General features: G+C 39.2%; 15 protein-coding genes. 11 read left to right on the top strand and 4 right to left on the bottom strand.

All coding sequences use genetic code 11. The features are described from left to right. Positions 1–186: 186 nt before the first annotated feature. The 9 genes from RMB13_RS21675 to RMB13_RS21635 all read left to right on the top strand — a co-directional run bounded on the left by RMB13_RS21675 (position 187) and on the right by RMB13_RS21635 (position 9,331). Positions 187–2,226, top strand: coding sequence for a UvrD-helicase domain-containing protein (locus RMB13_RS21675; protein WP_005042641.1), 2,040 nt, complete (start codon positions 187–189; stop codon positions 2,224–2,226). Positions 2,227–2,249: 23 nt separating this feature from the next. Next, positions 2,250–2,702: a dUTP diphosphatase gene (gene dut, locus RMB13_RS21670; RefSeq protein ID WP_003653255.1), complete on the top strand. Its 453-nt coding sequence runs from the start codon at positions 2,250–2,252 to the stop codon at positions 2,700–2,702. Between the two features lie 172 nt (positions 2,703–2,874). Next, positions 2,875–4,293: a phosphomannomutase/phosphoglucomutase gene (locus RMB13_RS21665; protein WP_132072005.1), complete on the top strand. Its 1,419-nt coding sequence runs from the start codon at positions 2,875–2,877 to the stop codon at positions 4,291–4,293. A 15-nt stretch (positions 4,294–4,308) separates the two neighbouring features. Continuing rightward, complete coding sequence (gene argB, locus RMB13_RS21660; protein WP_003653251.1) at positions 4,309–5,214, top strand: acetylglutamate kinase; 906 nt, start codon at positions 4,309–4,311, stop codon at positions 5,212–5,214. A gap of 122 nt (positions 5,215–5,336) precedes the next feature. Then, positions 5,337–6,119, top strand: coding sequence for a GNAT family N-acetyltransferase (locus RMB13_RS21655; RefSeq protein ID WP_004641657.1), 783 nt, complete (start codon positions 5,337–5,339; stop codon positions 6,117–6,119). Positions 6,120–6,226: 107 nt separating this feature from the next. Beyond that, positions 6,227–7,075, top strand: a complete 849-nt coding sequence (locus RMB13_RS21650; RefSeq protein ID WP_003653249.1) for a class II glutamine amidotransferase — start codon at positions 6,227–6,229, stop codon at positions 7,073–7,075. 270 nt (positions 7,076–7,345) lie between these two features. Further along, entirely contained in the window at positions 7,346–7,801 is a 456-nt protein-coding gene (locus RMB13_RS21645; RefSeq protein WP_017388663.1) for a bacteriohemerythrin, read from the top strand. Between the two features lie 151 nt (positions 7,802–7,952). Further along, positions 7,953–9,020 (top strand): hypothetical protein, encoded by a 1,068-nt coding sequence (locus RMB13_RS21640; protein WP_311086334.1) that lies wholly within the window; start codon positions 7,953–7,955, stop codon positions 9,018–9,020. Continuing rightward, positions 9,020–9,331: an RnfH family protein gene (locus RMB13_RS21635; protein ID WP_080026441.1), complete on the top strand. Its 312-nt coding sequence runs from the start codon at positions 9,020–9,022 to the stop codon at positions 9,329–9,331. The genes RMB13_RS21640 and RMB13_RS21635 overlap by 1 nt, the downstream gene beginning before the upstream one ends. A gap of 67 nt (positions 9,332–9,398) precedes the next feature. On the opposite strand, the gene RMB13_RS21630 is transcribed toward RMB13_RS21635, so the two are convergent. Continuing rightward, entirely contained in the window at positions 9,399–9,797 is a 399-nt protein-coding gene (locus tag RMB13_RS21630; protein WP_003653245.1) for an outer membrane protein assembly factor BamE, read from the bottom strand. A gap of 111 nt (positions 9,798–9,908) precedes the next feature. Between RMB13_RS21630 and fur the strand changes: the two genes are divergently transcribed. Then, positions 9,909–10,346, top strand: coding sequence for a ferric iron uptake transcriptional regulator (gene fur, locus RMB13_RS21625; protein ID WP_003653242.1), 438 nt, complete (start codon positions 9,909–9,911; stop codon positions 10,344–10,346). 69 nt (positions 10,347–10,415) lie between these two features. Here the strand turns inward: fur and RMB13_RS21620 are convergent, their stop codons facing one another. Beyond that, complete coding sequence (locus tag RMB13_RS21620) at positions 10,416–11,534, bottom strand: PilT/PilU family type 4a pilus ATPase (protein WP_003653241.1); 1,119 nt, start codon at positions 11,532–11,534, stop codon at positions 10,416–10,418. A gap of 19 nt (positions 11,535–11,553) precedes the next feature. Next, positions 11,554–12,591 (bottom strand): type IV pilus twitching motility protein PilT, encoded by a 1,038-nt coding sequence (locus tag RMB13_RS21615; protein WP_003653239.1) that lies wholly within the window; start codon positions 12,589–12,591, stop codon positions 11,554–11,556. A gap of 126 nt (positions 12,592–12,717) precedes the next feature. Here RMB13_RS21615 and RMB13_RS21610 point away from each other — a divergent pair, with 126 nt between their 5' ends. After that, entirely contained in the window at positions 12,718–13,410 is a 693-nt protein-coding gene (locus RMB13_RS21610; RefSeq protein ID WP_311086333.1) for a YggS family pyridoxal phosphate-dependent enzyme, read from the top strand. A 200-nt stretch (positions 13,411–13,610) separates the two neighbouring features. Here RMB13_RS21610 and RMB13_RS21605 read toward each other — a convergent pair whose 3' ends face one another. Beyond that, complete coding sequence (locus RMB13_RS21605; protein ID WP_311086332.1) at positions 13,611–17,207, bottom strand: AAA family ATPase; 3,597 nt, start codon at positions 17,205–17,207, stop codon at positions 13,611–13,613. Positions 17,208–17,209 lie beyond the last annotated feature (2 nt).

Below are 17,209 nucleotides of genomic sequence, written 5' to 3'. Positions count from 1 at the left end.
TTTATTGTGTTAAAAACCACCCTCGGGTGGTTTTTTTATGGGCTCTGAATAATAAATAACCACGACAAACTGCGGCGCATAAATTGCATTATTAGACATCATTTATACATATCCGTAGATTTACTATTGGGATTCTAAAACAGAGATGACTATAATCATGCTCGAAAAATTAAGAGGTAATACGCGATGTCATCTGCCAGTCAATTGAACAACAAGCAAGAAGAAGCCATGAAATATACTCAGGGCCCTTTATTGGTGCTTGCTGGCGCTGGTTCAGGTAAAACATCGGTAATTACTCGTAAAATTGCCTATTTAGTGCAGCATTGCCGTATTCCAGCGCATCGTATAACCGCGATGACCTTCACAAACAAAGCTGCACGTGAAATGAAAGAGCGTGTGACCAAGCTTTTGTCACGTGAAGAATCAAAAGGTCTATCTGTCTCCACTTTCCATACTTTTGGTTTAAACCTTTTACGTTTAGAACTTAAAAATTTACCTTTAAAAGCTAATTTTTCGATTTTAGATGCAGATGACTGTAAACGTATTTTGATGGATCTGATGCATCGCGACAATTTGTCGGGTGCAGAAAGTAAAGAATTAATTGCCAAGGCAATGAAGAAAATTTCAGATTGGAAAAACGATCTGATCGTGCCAGAGCAAGCACATTCGACTTGTGAAACACCTGAAGATGTACAGTTTGCGCATCTTTACCAACTTTATGAACGTAATTTACGTGCTTACAACGCTGTTGATTTTGATGACTTGATTGTTATGCCAACGCGCTTATTGCAAGAAAATGCAGAAGTACGTGATAAATGGCAAAACCGTGTTCGCTATTTATTGGTCGATGAATATCAAGATACCAACACAGCTCAGTATATTTTGGTCAAACTTTTAGTTGGGGTAATGGGGCAGTTCACTGCGGTAGGTGACGATGACCAGTCGATCTACGCATGGCGTGGGGCTAAGCCTGAAAATATGGCTTTGCTTAAACAAGATTTCCCAAATTTACATATTATTAAACTTGAACAGAACTATCGTTCAACGAGCCGTATTTTAAAAGCAGCGAACTGTGTGATTCAAAATAACCCACATATTTTTGATAAGAAATTGTGGAGTGATAAAGGGCATGGGGAAGTCATCAGAATTATTACTTGTCGTAATGATGATGATGAAGCAGAGCGCGTGGTAAAAGACTTACTGACTCACAAGCTGATGAACGGTAAAAACTGGAAAGATTATGCAGTTTTATACCGCGGTAACTTTCAGGCGCGTGTATTAGAAACCCAGCTTCGCCAAATGCAGATTCCTTACAAGCTATCTGGCGGTACATCTTTCTTTGCTCGTGCAGAAATTAAAGATGTAATGAGTTACTTGCGTCTTATTATTAACCCTGAAGATGATAGTGCGTTCTTACGTATTATTAATACACCTAAACGCGCCATTGGGCCGGTTACTCTTGAGAAGTTAGGTTTATTCTCACAAGAAAATAATTTGTCTTTACTTGGTGCTTCTGCTGACCAGCGTTTAAGCATGGTGCTTCCTAAAAAAGCCGAAACTCAACTTCATGAGTTTGCCGACTTTATTGCGACGTTTACCCGTGAATTGCTTGAAGATGATGAGCCTGTGCCTAAAGTTCGTCAAATGATGAACGAAGCAGGCTATATGGATTACGTTCGTGAACAGTCAGCAACACCTGCGCAAGAGAAAAGTAAACTCGATAATATAGAGAACTTATTTAACAGTATTCAAAACCTGATTAATCGCGCAGAAGATGTTGATGAAAAGAACATTGAAAGTGTAATCCGAAAACTGGTGCTACTAGATCTGTTAGAACAGCAGCAGGAAGAAGAAGATACAGACAAAGTCAACTTACTTACGTTACATGCGGCAAAAGGTTTGGAATTCCCATATGTTTATATTATGGGACTTGAAGAAGAACTTTTACCCCATAAAAACTCAATTGCAGCAGAAACTATTGAGGAAGAACGCCGTCTGATGTACGTGGGAATTACCCGTGCACGCCAAGGTTTAACTTTGACTCTGGCGGAGCAGCGTAAAAATGGTGGGCAGATGAGACAGATGACCCCAAGCCGTTTCCTTGATGAACTCCCTCAAGATGAGTTGGAGTGGTTAGGGCGTAAAAAGAAAATTGCGGCTAATGTTGATCCTAAAGAGCAGGCTCAACAATATCTGGCAAATTTAAAAGCTTTATTAAAGCGTTAATTTTTTAATTTTTAGGAAATCCCATGAAAGTTCAAGTGAAATTGCTCGATCCGCGTTTAGGTAAAGAATGGCCTTTACCTTCATATGCAACAGCAGGTTCAGCGGGTTTAGATTTACGTGCCTGCGTCGATGAAGCAATTGATATTGAACCAGGACAAACTGTTTTAGTGAAAACAGGTATGGCAATTTATATTCATGATGTAAATTTTGCTGGTTTAATTTTACCACGTTCAGGTTTAGGCCATAAACACGGTATCGTGCTTGGCAATTTAGTTGGTTTGATTGATTCGGATTATCAAGGTGAATTGATGGTTTCAGTTTGGAACCGTGGTCAAACCACATTCCGTCTAGAACCAGGTGAGCGCCTAGCACAATACGTTTTAGTTCCAGTTGTTCAAGCTGAATTTGAACAAGTGGAAGAATTTGAAGAAACTTTACGTGGCGCTGGTGGCTTTGGTCACACAGGTAAACAATAAGTTTTTTGAAAATATTAACGAAAATCAAACGCCTGTTGAACAGGCGTTTCTTTTTACATCTTGAATGTTACACTGGATTATATTACAACACGCTTTACTCATATTCTTTTAACTTTTTTAGCAAACAAACCCTTCAAAAATATCGAATTGATCTTTAAATAGAAGATACGCTATGAATGTAAGACACTCATTTCCAAAAAGTATTTTTCGTGCTTACGATATTAGAGGCAAACTTTCTTACTTGACCACGGACGTTGTTCGTTCGATTGCCTACGGATTGGCACAACAATACAAACAAGCAAAACAAACTCAATTAGTGATTGGCTATGATGCTCGTCTCACAAGTCCAGCCTATGCACACTTAATTGAAGAAATTTTAATAGAACAAGGTTTAAACGTCACCAATATTGGCTGTTGCTCCACCCCAATGATGTATTACATTGCGCGAGAGTTTGGCGGCAATGGCATTATGGTGACCGCAAGCCATAACCCAAAATCGGATAATGGTATTAAGTGGATTTTAAAAGGTGAGCCGCCGTCTCCAGAAATGATTCAGCAGGTTGGTGATGAAGCTCAAACTTATGTACCAGCCCATTCAATTTCTGTTCTTGAGTTAACGGCGGCTCAATTTAAAGCTGAGTTTTGCCAGAAATACCAGCAAGCCATTTTTAAAGATATTCAGTTAAAACGTCCTTTAAAAGTTGTTTTAGATGGTTTACATGGCTCTGCTGGACACTGCTCAAAAATAATATTGGAAAAAATGGGCTGCGAAGTGATTGCTTTACGAACCAATCCAAATGGAGAGTTTCCAGACCATGCACCTGATCCTTCACATGCAGCACATTTAAGTGATTTACGAAAAGCAATTATTGAGCAACAAGCAGATATAGGCATTGCTCTTGATGGTGATGGTGACCGTGTTGTTTTAGTAGATGAAAAAGCCCAGATATTGACTGCAGACCGATTGTTGTCACTTTTTGCACAAATGTGTCTAGAGCAGCACCCTGAGCAAGAAATTGTTTTCGATGTGAAATGTTCACGCATGGTTCAAAAAACGGTCGAACAACTCGGCGGAAAAGCAAAAATGATCCGCACAGGAAGTAGTTTTTTACGGGCTTATTTATCTCAGTCGAATGGACGCGCCATTTTTGGTGGAGAATATGCAGGCCACTACGTTTTTAATGATGGGCGTGGTTTTGGCTATGACGACGGTTTATATGCTGCATTACGTGTAATGGAATATTTTACCCAATCTGATGCTACAACAATTTCGGAATTGTTTGCTCCTTATCCAGAAAGATGTTGTACAGAAGATACCTATATTGGTACGTATCAGTCCGATCCAAAGTATGTATTACAAGATATTGAAATTTTAAGTCATCGTTTAGGTGCTCGTATCAGTAAAATCGATGGCGTACGTCTTGATTTTGATGATGGTTTTGGCATTATTCGAGCATCAAATACTGGTGAATATTTTACAGTAAGATTTGACGCAGATAATCCTTTACGATTAAAGGAAATCCAGCAAAAATTTGTAGATATGTTGCAAGAGCACTATCCGCAAATTGCACAAGAACTTTCAGAGGCCTAAGTAAGGAGAGGCGTAATGCCCCAACATCAGCATATCGGTGTCGACAAAGCAAAAATCTTGATTGAAGCTTTGCCGTATATTCAACGTTTTACTGGTAAAACGCTGGTGGTGAAATACGGTGGCAATGCGATGACTGATCCGGAGCTAGAAAGTTCATTTGCCCGAGACATCGTTTTACTTAAAACGGTAGGGTTAAATCCGATTGTTGTTCACGGTGGTGGGCCACAAGTAGACTCATTTTTAAAGCAGTTAGGTCGTGAATCTGACCGTATTGACGGTATGCGTGTAACCGATGCTGCAACCATGGAAGTGGTTGAAATGGTATTAGGTGGTAGCGTAAATAAATCGATTGTTAACCTGATTAATAAACATGGTGGCCGTGCTATTGGTTTAACAGGTAAAGATGGTAATTTACTTCGTGCTCGTAAATTACTTATGGAAAAGCAAGAAGAAGACGGTTCTATCAAACATATTGATTTAGGTATGGTTGGTGAAGTAACTGGCGTTAAAACTGATGTGCTTGAAATGTTTACCCAAAGTGACTTTATTCCAGTTATTGCGCCATTAGGCGTAGATGAAGAAGGCAATACTTATAATATTAATGCCGATTTAGTGGCTGGTAAGGTGGCAGAAGCATTAGGTGCTGAAAAATTAATCTTGCTCACAAACATTAGTGGCGTGCTGGATGAAAACAAAAATCTGTTAACTGGCCTTACTACGCAAGAAGTTGATCGTCTCATTGAAACGGGTGTGATCTATGGCGGTATGATTCCTAAAGTAGGTTGTGCACTTGATGCTGTTAAAGGTGGCGTTGTTAGTGCGCATATTGTTGATGGTCGCGTACCACATGCAACATTGCTTGAAATCTTTACTGATCACGGGGTTGGAACACTGATTTCTAATCGCGCAAAAACTGCCTAATAAAACCGTTATTCTCAATAAAAAGATCACTCTAGGTGGTCTTTTTTTATACCAATTTAATTTGGTCATTTTTTTGTCATGAGCTTTGACTAGTGTAAGGGGTGTCACTAGGAGCGTTCATTATGCTGGAAAAATTTAATCAATATCGCCAAACCTGGACTTTACCTTTAAATCGTAATAAAGCAATAAATCAAACGCAATTTCGTTTTGAGTGGGTTGATAATTTAAAAGAATTACAAGATGTACAAAGATTTCGTGCACAACAATTTAGCCAACAATTTGGAATTCATTTTGAAGATAACTTAGATCAAGACATTTATGATTTTGGTTGTGAGCATGCAGTCTTACGTGAAAAGTGGACTGGAGAAATTGTAGCGTATACCCGTCTAAAATTATTTCAAGGTCATGAGATCGCACAAAGCTACAGCGCACATGAGTTTGATATTGTTCCTCAGTTATCGCACCTTCCTAATGTGTTAGAAATAGGGCGTACCTGTGTCCATCCTCGCTTTCGTAATGGTAAAGCGTTATCGATGCTGTGGTTGAACCTTGCACCCAAAGTGCTATGGTCAATGCGTGCTAAATATTTGATGGGCTGTGTCAGTATTCATCTGCAAGATAATTTGGCTAGAGCGTACTATACGCATCGCCAGATTCAGCAATTATCTGAAAGCAAAACAATTGATATTCGTTCGAAAAAAATCTATGAACCTGAATATCCTGAGTTCAGTTTTCCACAAGATGAGCGTATGCCAAAACTGTTCCAAATGTATTTGAGCATGCAGTCAAAACTATCGAAACAGGCATTTTTTGATGAAGAATTTAACTGTCTAGATTATTTTGTATTTCTGGAAGTGAATAAAGTGGCGACTTCATTTGTTATGAATAAAATGGGGCAGCGTTAATAATATGTCTTATTTTCTAATAGCCAGCACATATTGAGATTTGCAAGCAATTTTACTCTCATGCACAATAGAGTATATGAGGTAATTAGAAGTAGTTTAAAAGCGATATGTGCCAGCTATTAGGAATGAATTGTGCAACACCAACGGATATCACTTTTTCTTTCCGTGGTTTTTCACAGCGTGCAGGAATTACCTCAGATCATAGTGATGGATTTGGTATTGCATTTTTCGAAGACAAAGCTTGCCGACTATTTGTCGATAACCAGTCGGCAGTTGAATCTCCAATTGCCGATCTTATCCGTAATTATCCTATTAAATCGCGTAACGTGATCGCGCATATCCGTAAAGCAACTCAAGGTAAAATCACTTTAGAAAACTCTCATCCCTTTATTAGAGAGTTGTGGGGGCGTCATTGGATTTTTGCCCATAATGGTGATTTACATGATTTTAACCCACCACTAAGTGGACGTTTTACCCCTGTGGGTAATACAGACAGTGAACGTGCATTTTGTTATTTGCTTGATCAACTGGTTGAAGCTTTCGGTTATGAAGAACCGAGTCTTGATGAGATATTTGAAGTATTAGAAAAAATTTCTCCACAAATTGCTGAATACGGCACATTTAATTATTGTTTGTCGAATGGGAAGGCATTATTTAGTTACGCGATAACTAAATTACATTGGTTGGTTCGAGAATATCCATTTAATCAGGCTCATTTAATTGACTTAGATGTTGAGGTTGATTTTAGTCAGGTCACTACACCTGAAGATCGTGTGGCAGTTATAACGACAGAACCTTTAACACATAATGAAAACTGGACTGCTTATCAACCAGGTGAAATGATTTTATTTCAACATGGTAAGCCGATTAAAAAAGCAATTACTCATGTGGAAAGATTAAAACGTGAGCAGGAAAATCCAGAGCTTAAACGTATTACTCGAGCAGATCAGTATTAATATAAAGTATATTTAAAATGTATGAATAGAGATATTTATATATATTTAGCATTTAATAATAAGGTATTTTGTTTAAAAAATACTTTATTATTTTAGTTGGTTAATTTTTTAAAAACAAATAAAAACAAATAAAAACAAATAAAAACAATAACTTGATTTAAATATAATTTTTATATGATAAAGCCGACAAAATAGCTTTGTTTTTATTTATATTCTTTAAATATATCATGAGGTTTATGCAACAGTCATTGAACATCATTGGGGAGATGTATGAAAATGAAATGGGCTTCAGAATATAATACGGGTATCGAGGTTATTGATGAGCAACATAAACGAATACTTGATTATATTAATGAAATTGATGATGTAAAAGATGATGAAGATAGACGTCGTATTAAAGACGTTTTAGACAACATTATTGATTATACGCAATCACATTTTACTTTCGAGGAAAGTTTGCAAGAGGAAGCCGATTATAAATATCGTGTACCACATAAACGTGTTCATGATTTATTTATTAAAAAAATAGAGTTATATCGTGAGCGTTTTGAAATGGGACATACTGTTGAAAAAGAGCTACAAGAAATTTTAGCAAAATGGTTAATCAATCATATTCAACATGACGATGCCGATTATGTGGGGGCAGTAAAAGAAAACATGATGGGAATTATTAGAGAAAAAGAAAAGAAGAAAGGGAAAAACTGGTTTGCTCGGTTTTTCGCATAACTTAAATAACAAAACTTATAATTTTAGTTAGCGCAGCAAACTATCGTTTCGGTAGTTTGCTTTTTTTATTGAGCAAACTTTGATTTTCAGCCATGAGACGGGCAAAATATCTATAGTCTTTTTCAAGGAATGCATAATGCAGGACATACCTATGTCACGATGGTTATCGCCCCTGATGGCGTTTTGCTTATCTTTCATCATTATGGCGACATTGGCACCCGCTATGGGAATCCAGATTGATCGTCAAATCGATTTCTGGTTATTGTGGTTAGGCACAATGCTGTTATTGGCTCTGCCAGTTTGTTATTTGGAAATTGCCTTAGCAAAACGGTCGAAGACTACTGCCTTAAATGCTTTATCAAGTTTAACTCGTGAAGCAGATAGTTCACCAAAATGGCGTTTGGCTGGTTGGCTTGCAGTTATTTTTATTCCATTTTTAGCAGGAAGTGTACTGAGTACTGCTGGCAACTTACTGACAGCACAGCTCAATAATAGTGTTTCTGGGCAAATTATTTTTGCTGGTCTTGCTGTTGCAGCTTTAATTTTATCTTTTATTCCGCGTCAGATTTTAATTGTGCTAATGACAGTTGGCGTAATCGCTTCTCTTGTTTTAGCTAATACAATGGGAACGACTTTACAGCCTTGGCATTGGACAAATGTTGAGTTTAAAGAATGGGGTAATGCGACCGTACTTGCACTTGTTGCGAGTGGTTTAGGCTTAGGACTTTACTGGCAAAATAGCTTGTCTGTAATTCACTCTCAAGAAGGTGCTACAAAAACTGCACTTCCAATCTGGTTGGCTCAGTTAATTGCTGTCGTTGCGTTTGGTTTCTTTTCTCTTCAAGCACAGCTTCCTGTTTTTACCTGGATTTTTACTGCGGTAATGACAACAGCTTTGTTTATTCAACTTGCTAAAGAACAGCTTGCTCAACGTCAACTGATGTACGTTTTACAATGGGTCGTCATTATTTTGGCAATTGCGGTTTGGGCTGTGCCTGAACTTCATGGCATCTTTACGTTGATTTTGATGCTTTGGGGATTACTCATTTGCCTTATCTATGCAATTTTTGCTGGTTGGATTATGAAAATTAGCCACTTGCGTAAATCGATGAATTTTAGCAATGAGTTGTTCTATAACTTGTGGCGTATTGCAGTGCGTATTATTTTACCGCTTTCAATTGTCATTGCCATGATTGCGGTCATTGGACAAATGATCTGATGGAAAAAGCTCAGCAAGTGTGGGTTGCTTTTGCAGCCCCAGAGCAACAGTTTTTAGTTGCTATTTCATTTGAAGCTGGTATGACTGCATTACAAGCGGTTGAGGCAAGCGGGTTGCAGACACAGGTGAGTTTGCCTGAGCCATTACAACTTGGCATCTTTGGTGCAAAAGTTGAGGCACATGCGATTTTGCAAGCAGGTGATCGGGTAGAGGTCTATCGACCTTTAACTATTAACCCTAAAGATATACGCCGTAACCGCGCCGAGAAGAATCCTGTGGGACGATATATTAAAAGTAATCGCTTAAAGTAATAAGTCCCATAAATAAAACCCCTCGAAGTATTTCACTTGAGGGGTTTATTTTTATTAGAAAAAACGATTATAGTGGTGGAGCAGTTAAAATCGCTTCTTTAGAAGCAGGTAAACCTGGTTGCGATTCTGGAATAGTTTCTAAACCTTCAATTTTAGTTACTGTGCCAGTGCCATCAAAGTAAATTTTTAAATGCTGACCATGTGCTGCGGGGATTTTTGCCTTTTTAGCATAAGTTCCCGGGATATAGTTGTAAATGTAGTCCCAACGTTGAGGATTGAGGGGATCAGTCACAGTTGGACTACCAAGCAAAAAACGCACTTGCTGGAAATTCATGCCGACTTGTACTTGAGAGGCCTGAGCTTTGGTCAAAGGAGTCCCTTGAGGAATATCAACCTTATATACACCAAAGATTGAACAACCAGCAAGGAGTGAAGTGACTAATAACGTCAGCACGAGTTTTTGCATTTTGCTACACTATCCCAATAAATTATGATGCATTTGATCAAAGGATAGATCATACTTCATCTAAATTCTATTGCCTATTCCAACTTGAGATTTGTTGAGAGACCTTTTTTCATGCCTATTTCCAATCAAGATTTGCGCAAAGCTGGACTTAAAGTTACCCTTCCACGAATTAAGATTTTGGAATTATTAGAAAATTCAAAGCAACATCATCTTAGTGCTGAAGATATTTACAAGACTTTGTTAGAACAAGGGGAAGATGTCGGTCTTGCGACAGTTTACCGTGTGTTAACACAATTTGAAGCTGCGGGTATCATTCAGCGCCATCATTTCGAAAATAATCATTCTGTTTTCGAAATTATGCAAGAAGATCATCATGATCATTTGGTTTGCTATAATTGCAACAAAGTTATTGAATTTACTAATGATGTTATCGAGAAGGAACAGCATGCTGTAGCAGAACAACATGGGTTTACCTTAACAGGTCACTCATTAAACCTCTACGGTTACTGTAACGAACCTGAGTGTCAGGAAGTGTTGCGCAAGAAATAATCGTTTTCACATAAAGAAAACAAATAAAAAAGGAAGGTTACGTTTAACCTTCCTTTTTTTATGAAGAAATTACTGTCGGTCGAAGGTTAAATGCTGATTTGTGCCTGAAATTTGATCAGGTCCTTCTTCGGCAAGCTTAATGGTCAAACGCAAATCGTTCGGTGAGTCGGCATGTTTTAATGCATCTTTATAGGTAATTTGGCCTGCTTTATAGAGATCAAACAACGCTTGGTCAAAGGTTTGCATACCGAGTTCACGCGAACGCTTCATTAAATCTTTAATTTCATGAATTTCGCCTTTACGAATGTAGTCTGAAATTAATGGCGAGTTAATCAAAATCTCAATGGCTGCACGACGTGAATTGCCATCTGGTGTTGGAATAAGTTGCTGCGCAATCATCGCCTTTAAGTTAAGCGATAAGTCCATGTAAAGCTGACTGTGACGGTCACTTTCAAAGAAGTGAATAATACGATCGAGCGCTTGGTTGGCGTTGTTAGCGTGCATCGTGGCTAACACAAGATGGCCTGTTTCAGCAAAGCCAATCGCGTAGTCCATAACTTCACGAGATCGAATCTCACCAATTAAAATGACATCTGGTGCTTGTCGCAAAGTATTCTTTAAGGCAATTTCAAATGAGTCTGTATCGATCCCGACTTCACGTTGAGTAATGATGCAGCCTGCATGTTCATGAATAAACTCGATTGGGTCTTCAATAGTAATGATATGACCTTTAGTGTTGTGATTGCGATAGCTGATCATTGAAGCCAATGAAGTCGATTTACCAGTACCTGTTGCGCCAACAAAAATAATGATGCCGCGTTTGGTCATTGATAAATCTTTAAGAACGGGCGGTAACTGCAAGTCATCAATTGAAGGAATTTTAGTTTCAATTCGACGTAGAACCATGCCTGGCATGTCACGCTGCTGAAAAGCGCTTACACGAAAGCGGGCAGTTTTATCACGGTTCATAATGGCAAAGTTACATTCACGAGTGTCTGCAAATTCTTTGCGCTGTTTTTCGCTCATGATGGAATGTAAGAGCTGACCAATAACGTCTCCTGAAAGACTATTTTTTGAAATTGGAACAATTTGCCCGTTAATTTTCATAGATGGCGCAACACCATCTGTAATAAAAAGATCGGATGATTTTTTTTCAACCATGAGGTTGAGTAGGTCATTAAAATCCATATTTATTCTCTAATTATTTTTATAGGAATGATTCAGGCTGTTTTGCAGCAGTACGTGCAGTTTGTGGGCTAATCACACCACGAGATACCAAACCTTTTAAGCTTTGGTCGAGTGTTGTCATGCCATGGTTTGCACCAGTCTGAATTGATGAATACATTTGGGCGACTTTATTTTCACGAATTAAGTTACGAATGGCAGGAATACCAATCATGATTTCATGTGCTGCGACACGTCCGCCACCATTCTTTTTAAGGAGGGTTTGGGAAATAACAGCCTGTAAAGATTCTGACAACATGGCACGAACCATGTCTTTTTCTTCGGCAGGGAATACGTCAATCACACGGTCAATGGTTTTTGCAGCAGAAGTCGTATGGAGCGTACCAAAAACCAAGTGACCAGTTTCAGCAGCAGTAAGTGCTAAACGAATGGTTTCAAGGTCACGCATCTCACCGACTAAAATAATATCGGGGTCTTCACGCAGTGCTGAGCGTAGTGCTTCATTAAAGCCATGCGTATCACGATGCACTTCGCGTTGGTTAATCAAACATTTCTTCGACTGGTGTACAAATTCGATTGGGTCTTCAACCGTTAAAATATGGTCATAACGATTTTCGTTAATATAGTCCATCATCGCTGCAAGGGTGGTTGATTTACCAGAACCTGTTGGTCCTGTAACTAACACAATGCCACGTGGGTAATCACAAATATCTTTAAAGATTTGCCCTAAGCCTAAATCTTCCATGGTGAGTACTTTTGATGGAATGGTACGAAACACTGCACCGGCACCGCGGTTTTGGTTAAATGCATTGACACGAAAACGCGCAACATTTGGCACTTCAAAAGAAAAGTCTGTTTCGAGCTTTTCTTCATAGTCACGGCGCTGTTTATCATTCATGATGTCATAGACCAGACGGTGAACATCTTTATGATCTAGAGCTGGTAAGTTAATGCGACGGACTTCACCATCAACGCGAATCATTGGTGGCATGCCAGCAGATAAGTGTAAATCGGACGCGCCATTTTTCACAGAGAAAGCGAGTAGCTCTGTAATATCCATAATTTCCCCAAGTAAATCAAAATATGTCATTATTTTGTAGAATAATATACGGCTTTCACTGAGGCTTACCAACACCTCGCTTTAGGTGAAAAGCAAAAAAGTTTTTTGAAAATGAGAACCTTGTCAATGAATTACCTGCAAGATGCGCGACAGCACGTATTACAGCAAATCCGACGTGCCTGTGAACATGCTCAGCGTGCGCCTGAAACTGTGCAACTTTTAGCCGTATCAAAAACACATCCAAGTGAAAGTTTGCGTGAAATGTATGCAGCAGGGCAAAGAGCATTTGGCGAAAACTATTTACAGGAAGCTTTGGAAAAAATTGAAGCTTTACAAGATTTAGAAATTGAATGGCACTTTATTGGTCATGTTCAGCGAAACAAGACTAAAAATTTGGCTGAAAAGTTTGATTGGGTACACGGTGTAGATCGTTTAATTATTGCTGAACGATTATCTAATCAAAGGCTTCAAGATCAATCTGACTTAAATATTTGTTTGCAAGTGAATATTGACGGGCAAGATAGTAAAGATGGTTGTGCACCAGATGAGGTTGCCGAGTTAATTGCTCAAATTAGCCAATTACCCAAAATCAGACTACGCGGTTTGATGGTGATTCCAGCGCCAGACAATACTGCTGCTTTTGCAGATGCTAAGCTTTTGTTTGATGAGGTGAAAGAAAAACATGCTCACCCTCAAGACTGGGATACTTTAAGCATGGGAATGTCAGGTGATTTAGAGGCTGCAATTGCTGCAGGTTCAACCATGGTCCGTGTGGGAACTGCTTTATTTGGTGCTAGAGACTATTCGCAAAAAGGATGATGTACGCTATTTCGTACGTTCATTGCGTCCTTTTGCGGCTATGGCGGGACGTGGTTTTCACTTATTATGAATTCATCAGGAGACAGGATGTTTCTAAGAATAACAATAAACAGTGATGAATGGATGCATACAGGTACGACAGGAGTTATACCAACGCAGATTCTAAAAAAGCCCCGACAGGATGTCGGGGCTTTTTAGTTTTAACCAATGACCTCGATAGTACTTGCGCCAGCACCAAGTGGTTTCACTTGAATTTGTACAGGAATACGTTCATGCATTTCTTGAATGTGTGAGATGAGAACAACCTGACGACCCTGATTTTGTAATTGATCTAAAGCATTCATCACCATATGCAATGAAGATGCATCTAAGGTTCCAAAACCTTCATCAATAAACAGAGATTCAATTTTCATTGAACCTGAAGCCATATTGGCAATAGCTAAAGACAAGGCGAGGGCTGTCAAGAAGGATTCACCGCCAGATAAAGACGAAACCGAACGCATTTCTCCGTCCATATCGTGGTCGATAATGGCGAGACTTAAAGATTGGTCAAGGCGTTTTAACGTATAGCGTTGAGAAAGCATCGCCAGTTGCTGGTTGGCATGTTCCACTAAAATATCCAGATGATATTGCTGGGCATAGTCACGGAACTCTTTGCCTTTGGCATCACCAATCAGACCTGAAATTTTGCTCCAGCGATGTTCTTCTTGCTGAATATTTTGAATTTGCTGGGCGTATTGTTGCTGTTTCGCAAGGTTTTGCTGGTGTAGCTCTAACTTAAGTTTGAGCTGATCACGAACTTCCAGTTGAGCTTTAAGCTCTGCAATATTGTCTTGAATCAGGTTCAGGAGCTTTTCAAACTCAATATCTGGTTGAGTTTGTAAGTGATCGGACAATTGCTCTTGCATAGTCTTAAGGGCAGATGAAGCTTCACTGAGTAGACGTTCTGCCTGATTAAGGCGGTTACGGATATCTTGTTCTTGTGCTGAATTAATCTGTATGAGCGCCGTAAAGTCCTGCGCCTGAAAATCAGAATGCTCGCTTAACCAGTTTTGAATTTGCGCATTAATCTGTTGTTGCTGTTGCTCGGTGTGTTGGTGTTGATGCTTGAGCTGATCTAGCGCCTGTTTTTGTTGCTCGAAGTGCTGTCTGGTCTGTTCAAAACGTTGTTTAGACGCATGATAAGCCGTTTGTTGATGCTGACGTTTGGCATCATGCTCAATTAACCAATCATGAGGCTTAAGGTCAGAAAGGCCTGTCATTTGCTGAATGAGCGATACCGCTCTTTCATTATTTTGTTGCCCCTTGAGCGTAATCTCTTTGAGATTTTGATCGATCTCATTAATTTGTTTGGTCATTTGCTCAAGGTTGGCAGCTAACATTTTTAGTTCTTGTTGTTGCTGTTCAAAACGCTGAGCAAGCTGTTCTTGTTGTTCAAGTTGTTTAGCACGTGCATCAAGAATAGACCAAGTTTGTTTAGCCGTTTGGCTAATTGACTGCTGCCATGCGTGCTGCTCGGACTCAGATAAGCACTGAACAATATGCTGAACTTGTTGTTGCCATTGCTGTGCCGTATTGAACAAGCTTTCACTACGCTGAACATGTTGAAGTAACTGGTTCTGCTGCTTAATCGCTTGGGTTAAACGCAAGTTTTCTGAGTCAAATGAACTTATTGCAATTTGAGCTGCTTGTCTAAGCTCGCTAAGAGTTTGTAAGGTTTGTTCTGGAGGTTGAGCAAGATCAATTTGTAATTGGTTGAGACTTAATTTCTGAACAAGATCTTGCTGTAAATTTGCTTGTTTTGCTTTAAGTTGAGATAAATATTTTTGAACTTGTTCGAGCTCGGCACGACACTGGGTGAGAGCATGCTGTTGGCTTTGCCACGCGTTAAATTTAGTTTGCTCTAGGATTAATGCTTGCTGTTCTTGTTGCTGCTGTAAATCGAACAGGGCCTTGGAAACTGTGCTGTCATCGATGCGGTAGGGGTGATGCGTGCTGCCACAGACTAAACAAGCTTCGCCTTCTTTAAGATTGGCTCTTAACTGTTCAATATTTTCAGTATGTAATAAGCGTTGCTGTTGCAAGATGTGCTGTAACTTTTCACGCGCTGTTTTTGCTGTTTGGTAGTCTTGCTCAGCTAACTGGCAAACGGTTTTGAGCTGCTGTTCTTGAGCTGAGGTTTGGCTATGTTTTTCGGTGAATTGCTGAAGCTCAGCATATAGCTCATGATAAATTTTAATTTTTTGTTGAATGAGGTCTAGCTGAGTAATTTGAACAAGCTTTTGTTCTTTAGCTTTACGCTGTTGCTCAAGTTTTACCTCAATCTGTTCAACTGTCCCCACCGAAGCCGTCAGCTGTTCAAGTTCACTTTTAGCTTCCGATAGTTTTTGATGAGCTAGAGTAGGGTTTCCAAGCTGTTGTTCAATCGCTTCGTAGTTTTGAATAAATTGCCCGAGTTGATGTAAATGGGCTGAAAGGCCTTTATCTAATACAGCATATTGCCCAGTCTGAGTAAGCTGTTGTTGCAGATGGATTTGATTTTGTTGAAGCTGCTCAATCTGTTGTTGAACCGTGTTTTGCTGTTGTTGCAACGGGTTGAGTTTCTGCTCTAGAACATTTCTTTTTTCTTTGCACTTTTTATATTCATCTGCAATAAATGTTCGCTCTTGAATGGACTGTCGAACCTGATTTAAAGCAGGTTGATGCTGTTGCTCAAAATCGAGCGTTTGTTTGAGCTCTTGCTCTGCTGATTGATATTGTTTTTGTTCAGTTTCAAAAATTTGCACCAAATTATTAAACTTAATTTGAGCTTGCTGAATTTGCGGCTCAAGTTGTTGCAAGGTTTGTAAATTTTGCGTCTGCTGAAAGACCTGTGGGCGTATTTCAGAGAAAACTTCGAGTCGTTTTAATTGCTCACGTTCACCCGCAAGTTGCTGATGCTGGTTTTGCTGGTTTTGAAACTGTTGCTGTTTAGTTTGAACTTCAAGCTCAAGTTTGGCTTTGCGTTCAAACCATTGTTGTTGTTTATCCAACACATTTTTTTGTTGTTCTAATTTTTGATAGTTCTCTTGAGCTTGTTGATATTGTTCGGTAAATGCTGCGATTTCTTCATCAGATAAAATCTCAATATGACCTAAAAACTCTTCAAGCTGTTTACGCTGTTTGGCAATATCAGCCGTTTTACGAAAAGCCAGTTCACCAATTTTGGAGAAAATGCTGGAGTTTGTCAGGTACTCAAGTAGTTCACCGCGTTCACTATCTCGTGCTTTTAAAAACGCCGTGACTTCTGACTGGGCAAGTAAAACAGCACGGGTAAATTGTTCAAATGAAAGCTGGGTAATTTGTTTAACTTTTTCATCAACTGCTTTGGCTTTATCGGCAAGTACCACGCCATCGGTCAGGCATTTTAAGTGGCGTTGCACGCTTTGTAATTTACCATTCGGATTTTCACGTGCACGTTTAATTTCCCAGCGTGCTAAATAGCGTTTTTGATCTTGTGCAATAAAGCACAGTTCAGCAAAACCATGTCCTGTGCCACGGCGTAATACAGTTAAAGGTGAATTGGTGAGTAACTCTGAACCATCAACATCTTTTAATTTACCATCGCTGTCTTTAAGGCGAGGAACGCGATTAAAAAGAGCAAGGCACATGGCATCTAAAATGGTTGACTTACCTGCACCAGTTTTACCCACAATGGCAATTAAGCCTGCGTGAGCTAGAGGTGCGCTTTCAAAATCAATAAAGTGCTCATCAGAAAGAGATGCCAGATTTTTTATACGAATAGATAAAATTTTCATGA

Source organism: Acinetobacter sp. V102_4 (assembly GCF_031799005.1).
GTDB classification, from domain to species: Bacteria; Pseudomonadota; Gammaproteobacteria; order Pseudomonadales; family Moraxellaceae; genus Acinetobacter; species Acinetobacter calcoaceticus.
The sequence above is the reverse complement of the archived record's forward strand: the minus strand, read 5'-3'. Positions and strand labels throughout refer to the sequence as shown.

Coding starts and splice junctions, on each gene's coding strand:
- RMB13_RS21675 (WP_005042641.1), top strand. CDS start 187: ATGTCATCTGCCAGTCAATTGAACAACAAGCAAGAAGAAGCCATGAAA.
- dut (WP_003653255.1), top strand. CDS start 2,250: ATGAAAGTTCAAGTGAAATTGCTCGATCCGCGTTTAGGTAAAGAATGG.
- RMB13_RS21665 (WP_132072005.1), top strand. CDS start 2,875: ATGAATGTAAGACACTCATTTCCAAAAAGTATTTTTCGTGCTTACGAT.
- argB (WP_003653251.1), top strand. CDS start 4,309: ATGCCCCAACATCAGCATATCGGTGTCGACAAAGCAAAAATCTTGATT.
- RMB13_RS21655 (WP_004641657.1), top strand. CDS start 5,337: ATGCTGGAAAAATTTAATCAATATCGCCAAACCTGGACTTTACCTTTA.
- RMB13_RS21650 (WP_003653249.1), top strand. CDS start 6,227: ATGTGCCAGCTATTAGGAATGAATTGTGCAACACCAACGGATATCACT.
- RMB13_RS21645 (WP_017388663.1), top strand. CDS start 7,346: ATGAAAATGAAATGGGCTTCAGAATATAATACGGGTATCGAGGTTATT.
- RMB13_RS21640 (WP_311086334.1), top strand. CDS start 7,953: ATGTCACGATGGTTATCGCCCCTGATGGCGTTTTGCTTATCTTTCATC.
- RMB13_RS21635 (WP_080026441.1), top strand. CDS start 9,020: ATGGAAAAAGCTCAGCAAGTGTGGGTTGCTTTTGCAGCCCCAGAGCAA.
- RMB13_RS21630 (WP_003653245.1), bottom strand. CDS start 9,797: ATGCAAAAACTCGTGCTGACGTTATTAGTCACTTCACTCCTTGCTGGT.
- fur (WP_003653242.1), top strand. CDS start 9,909: ATGCCTATTTCCAATCAAGATTTGCGCAAAGCTGGACTTAAAGTTACC.
- RMB13_RS21620 (WP_003653241.1), bottom strand. CDS start 11,534: ATGGATTTTAATGACCTACTCAACCTCATGGTTGAAAAAAAATCATCC.
- RMB13_RS21615 (WP_003653239.1), bottom strand. CDS start 12,591: ATGGATATTACAGAGCTACTCGCTTTCTCTGTGAAAAATGGCGCGTCC.
- RMB13_RS21610 (WP_311086333.1), top strand. CDS start 12,718: ATGAATTACCTGCAAGATGCGCGACAGCACGTATTACAGCAAATCCGA.
- RMB13_RS21605 (WP_311086332.1), bottom strand. CDS start 17,207: ATGAAAATTTTATCTATTCGTATAAAAAATCTGGCATCTCTTTCTGAT.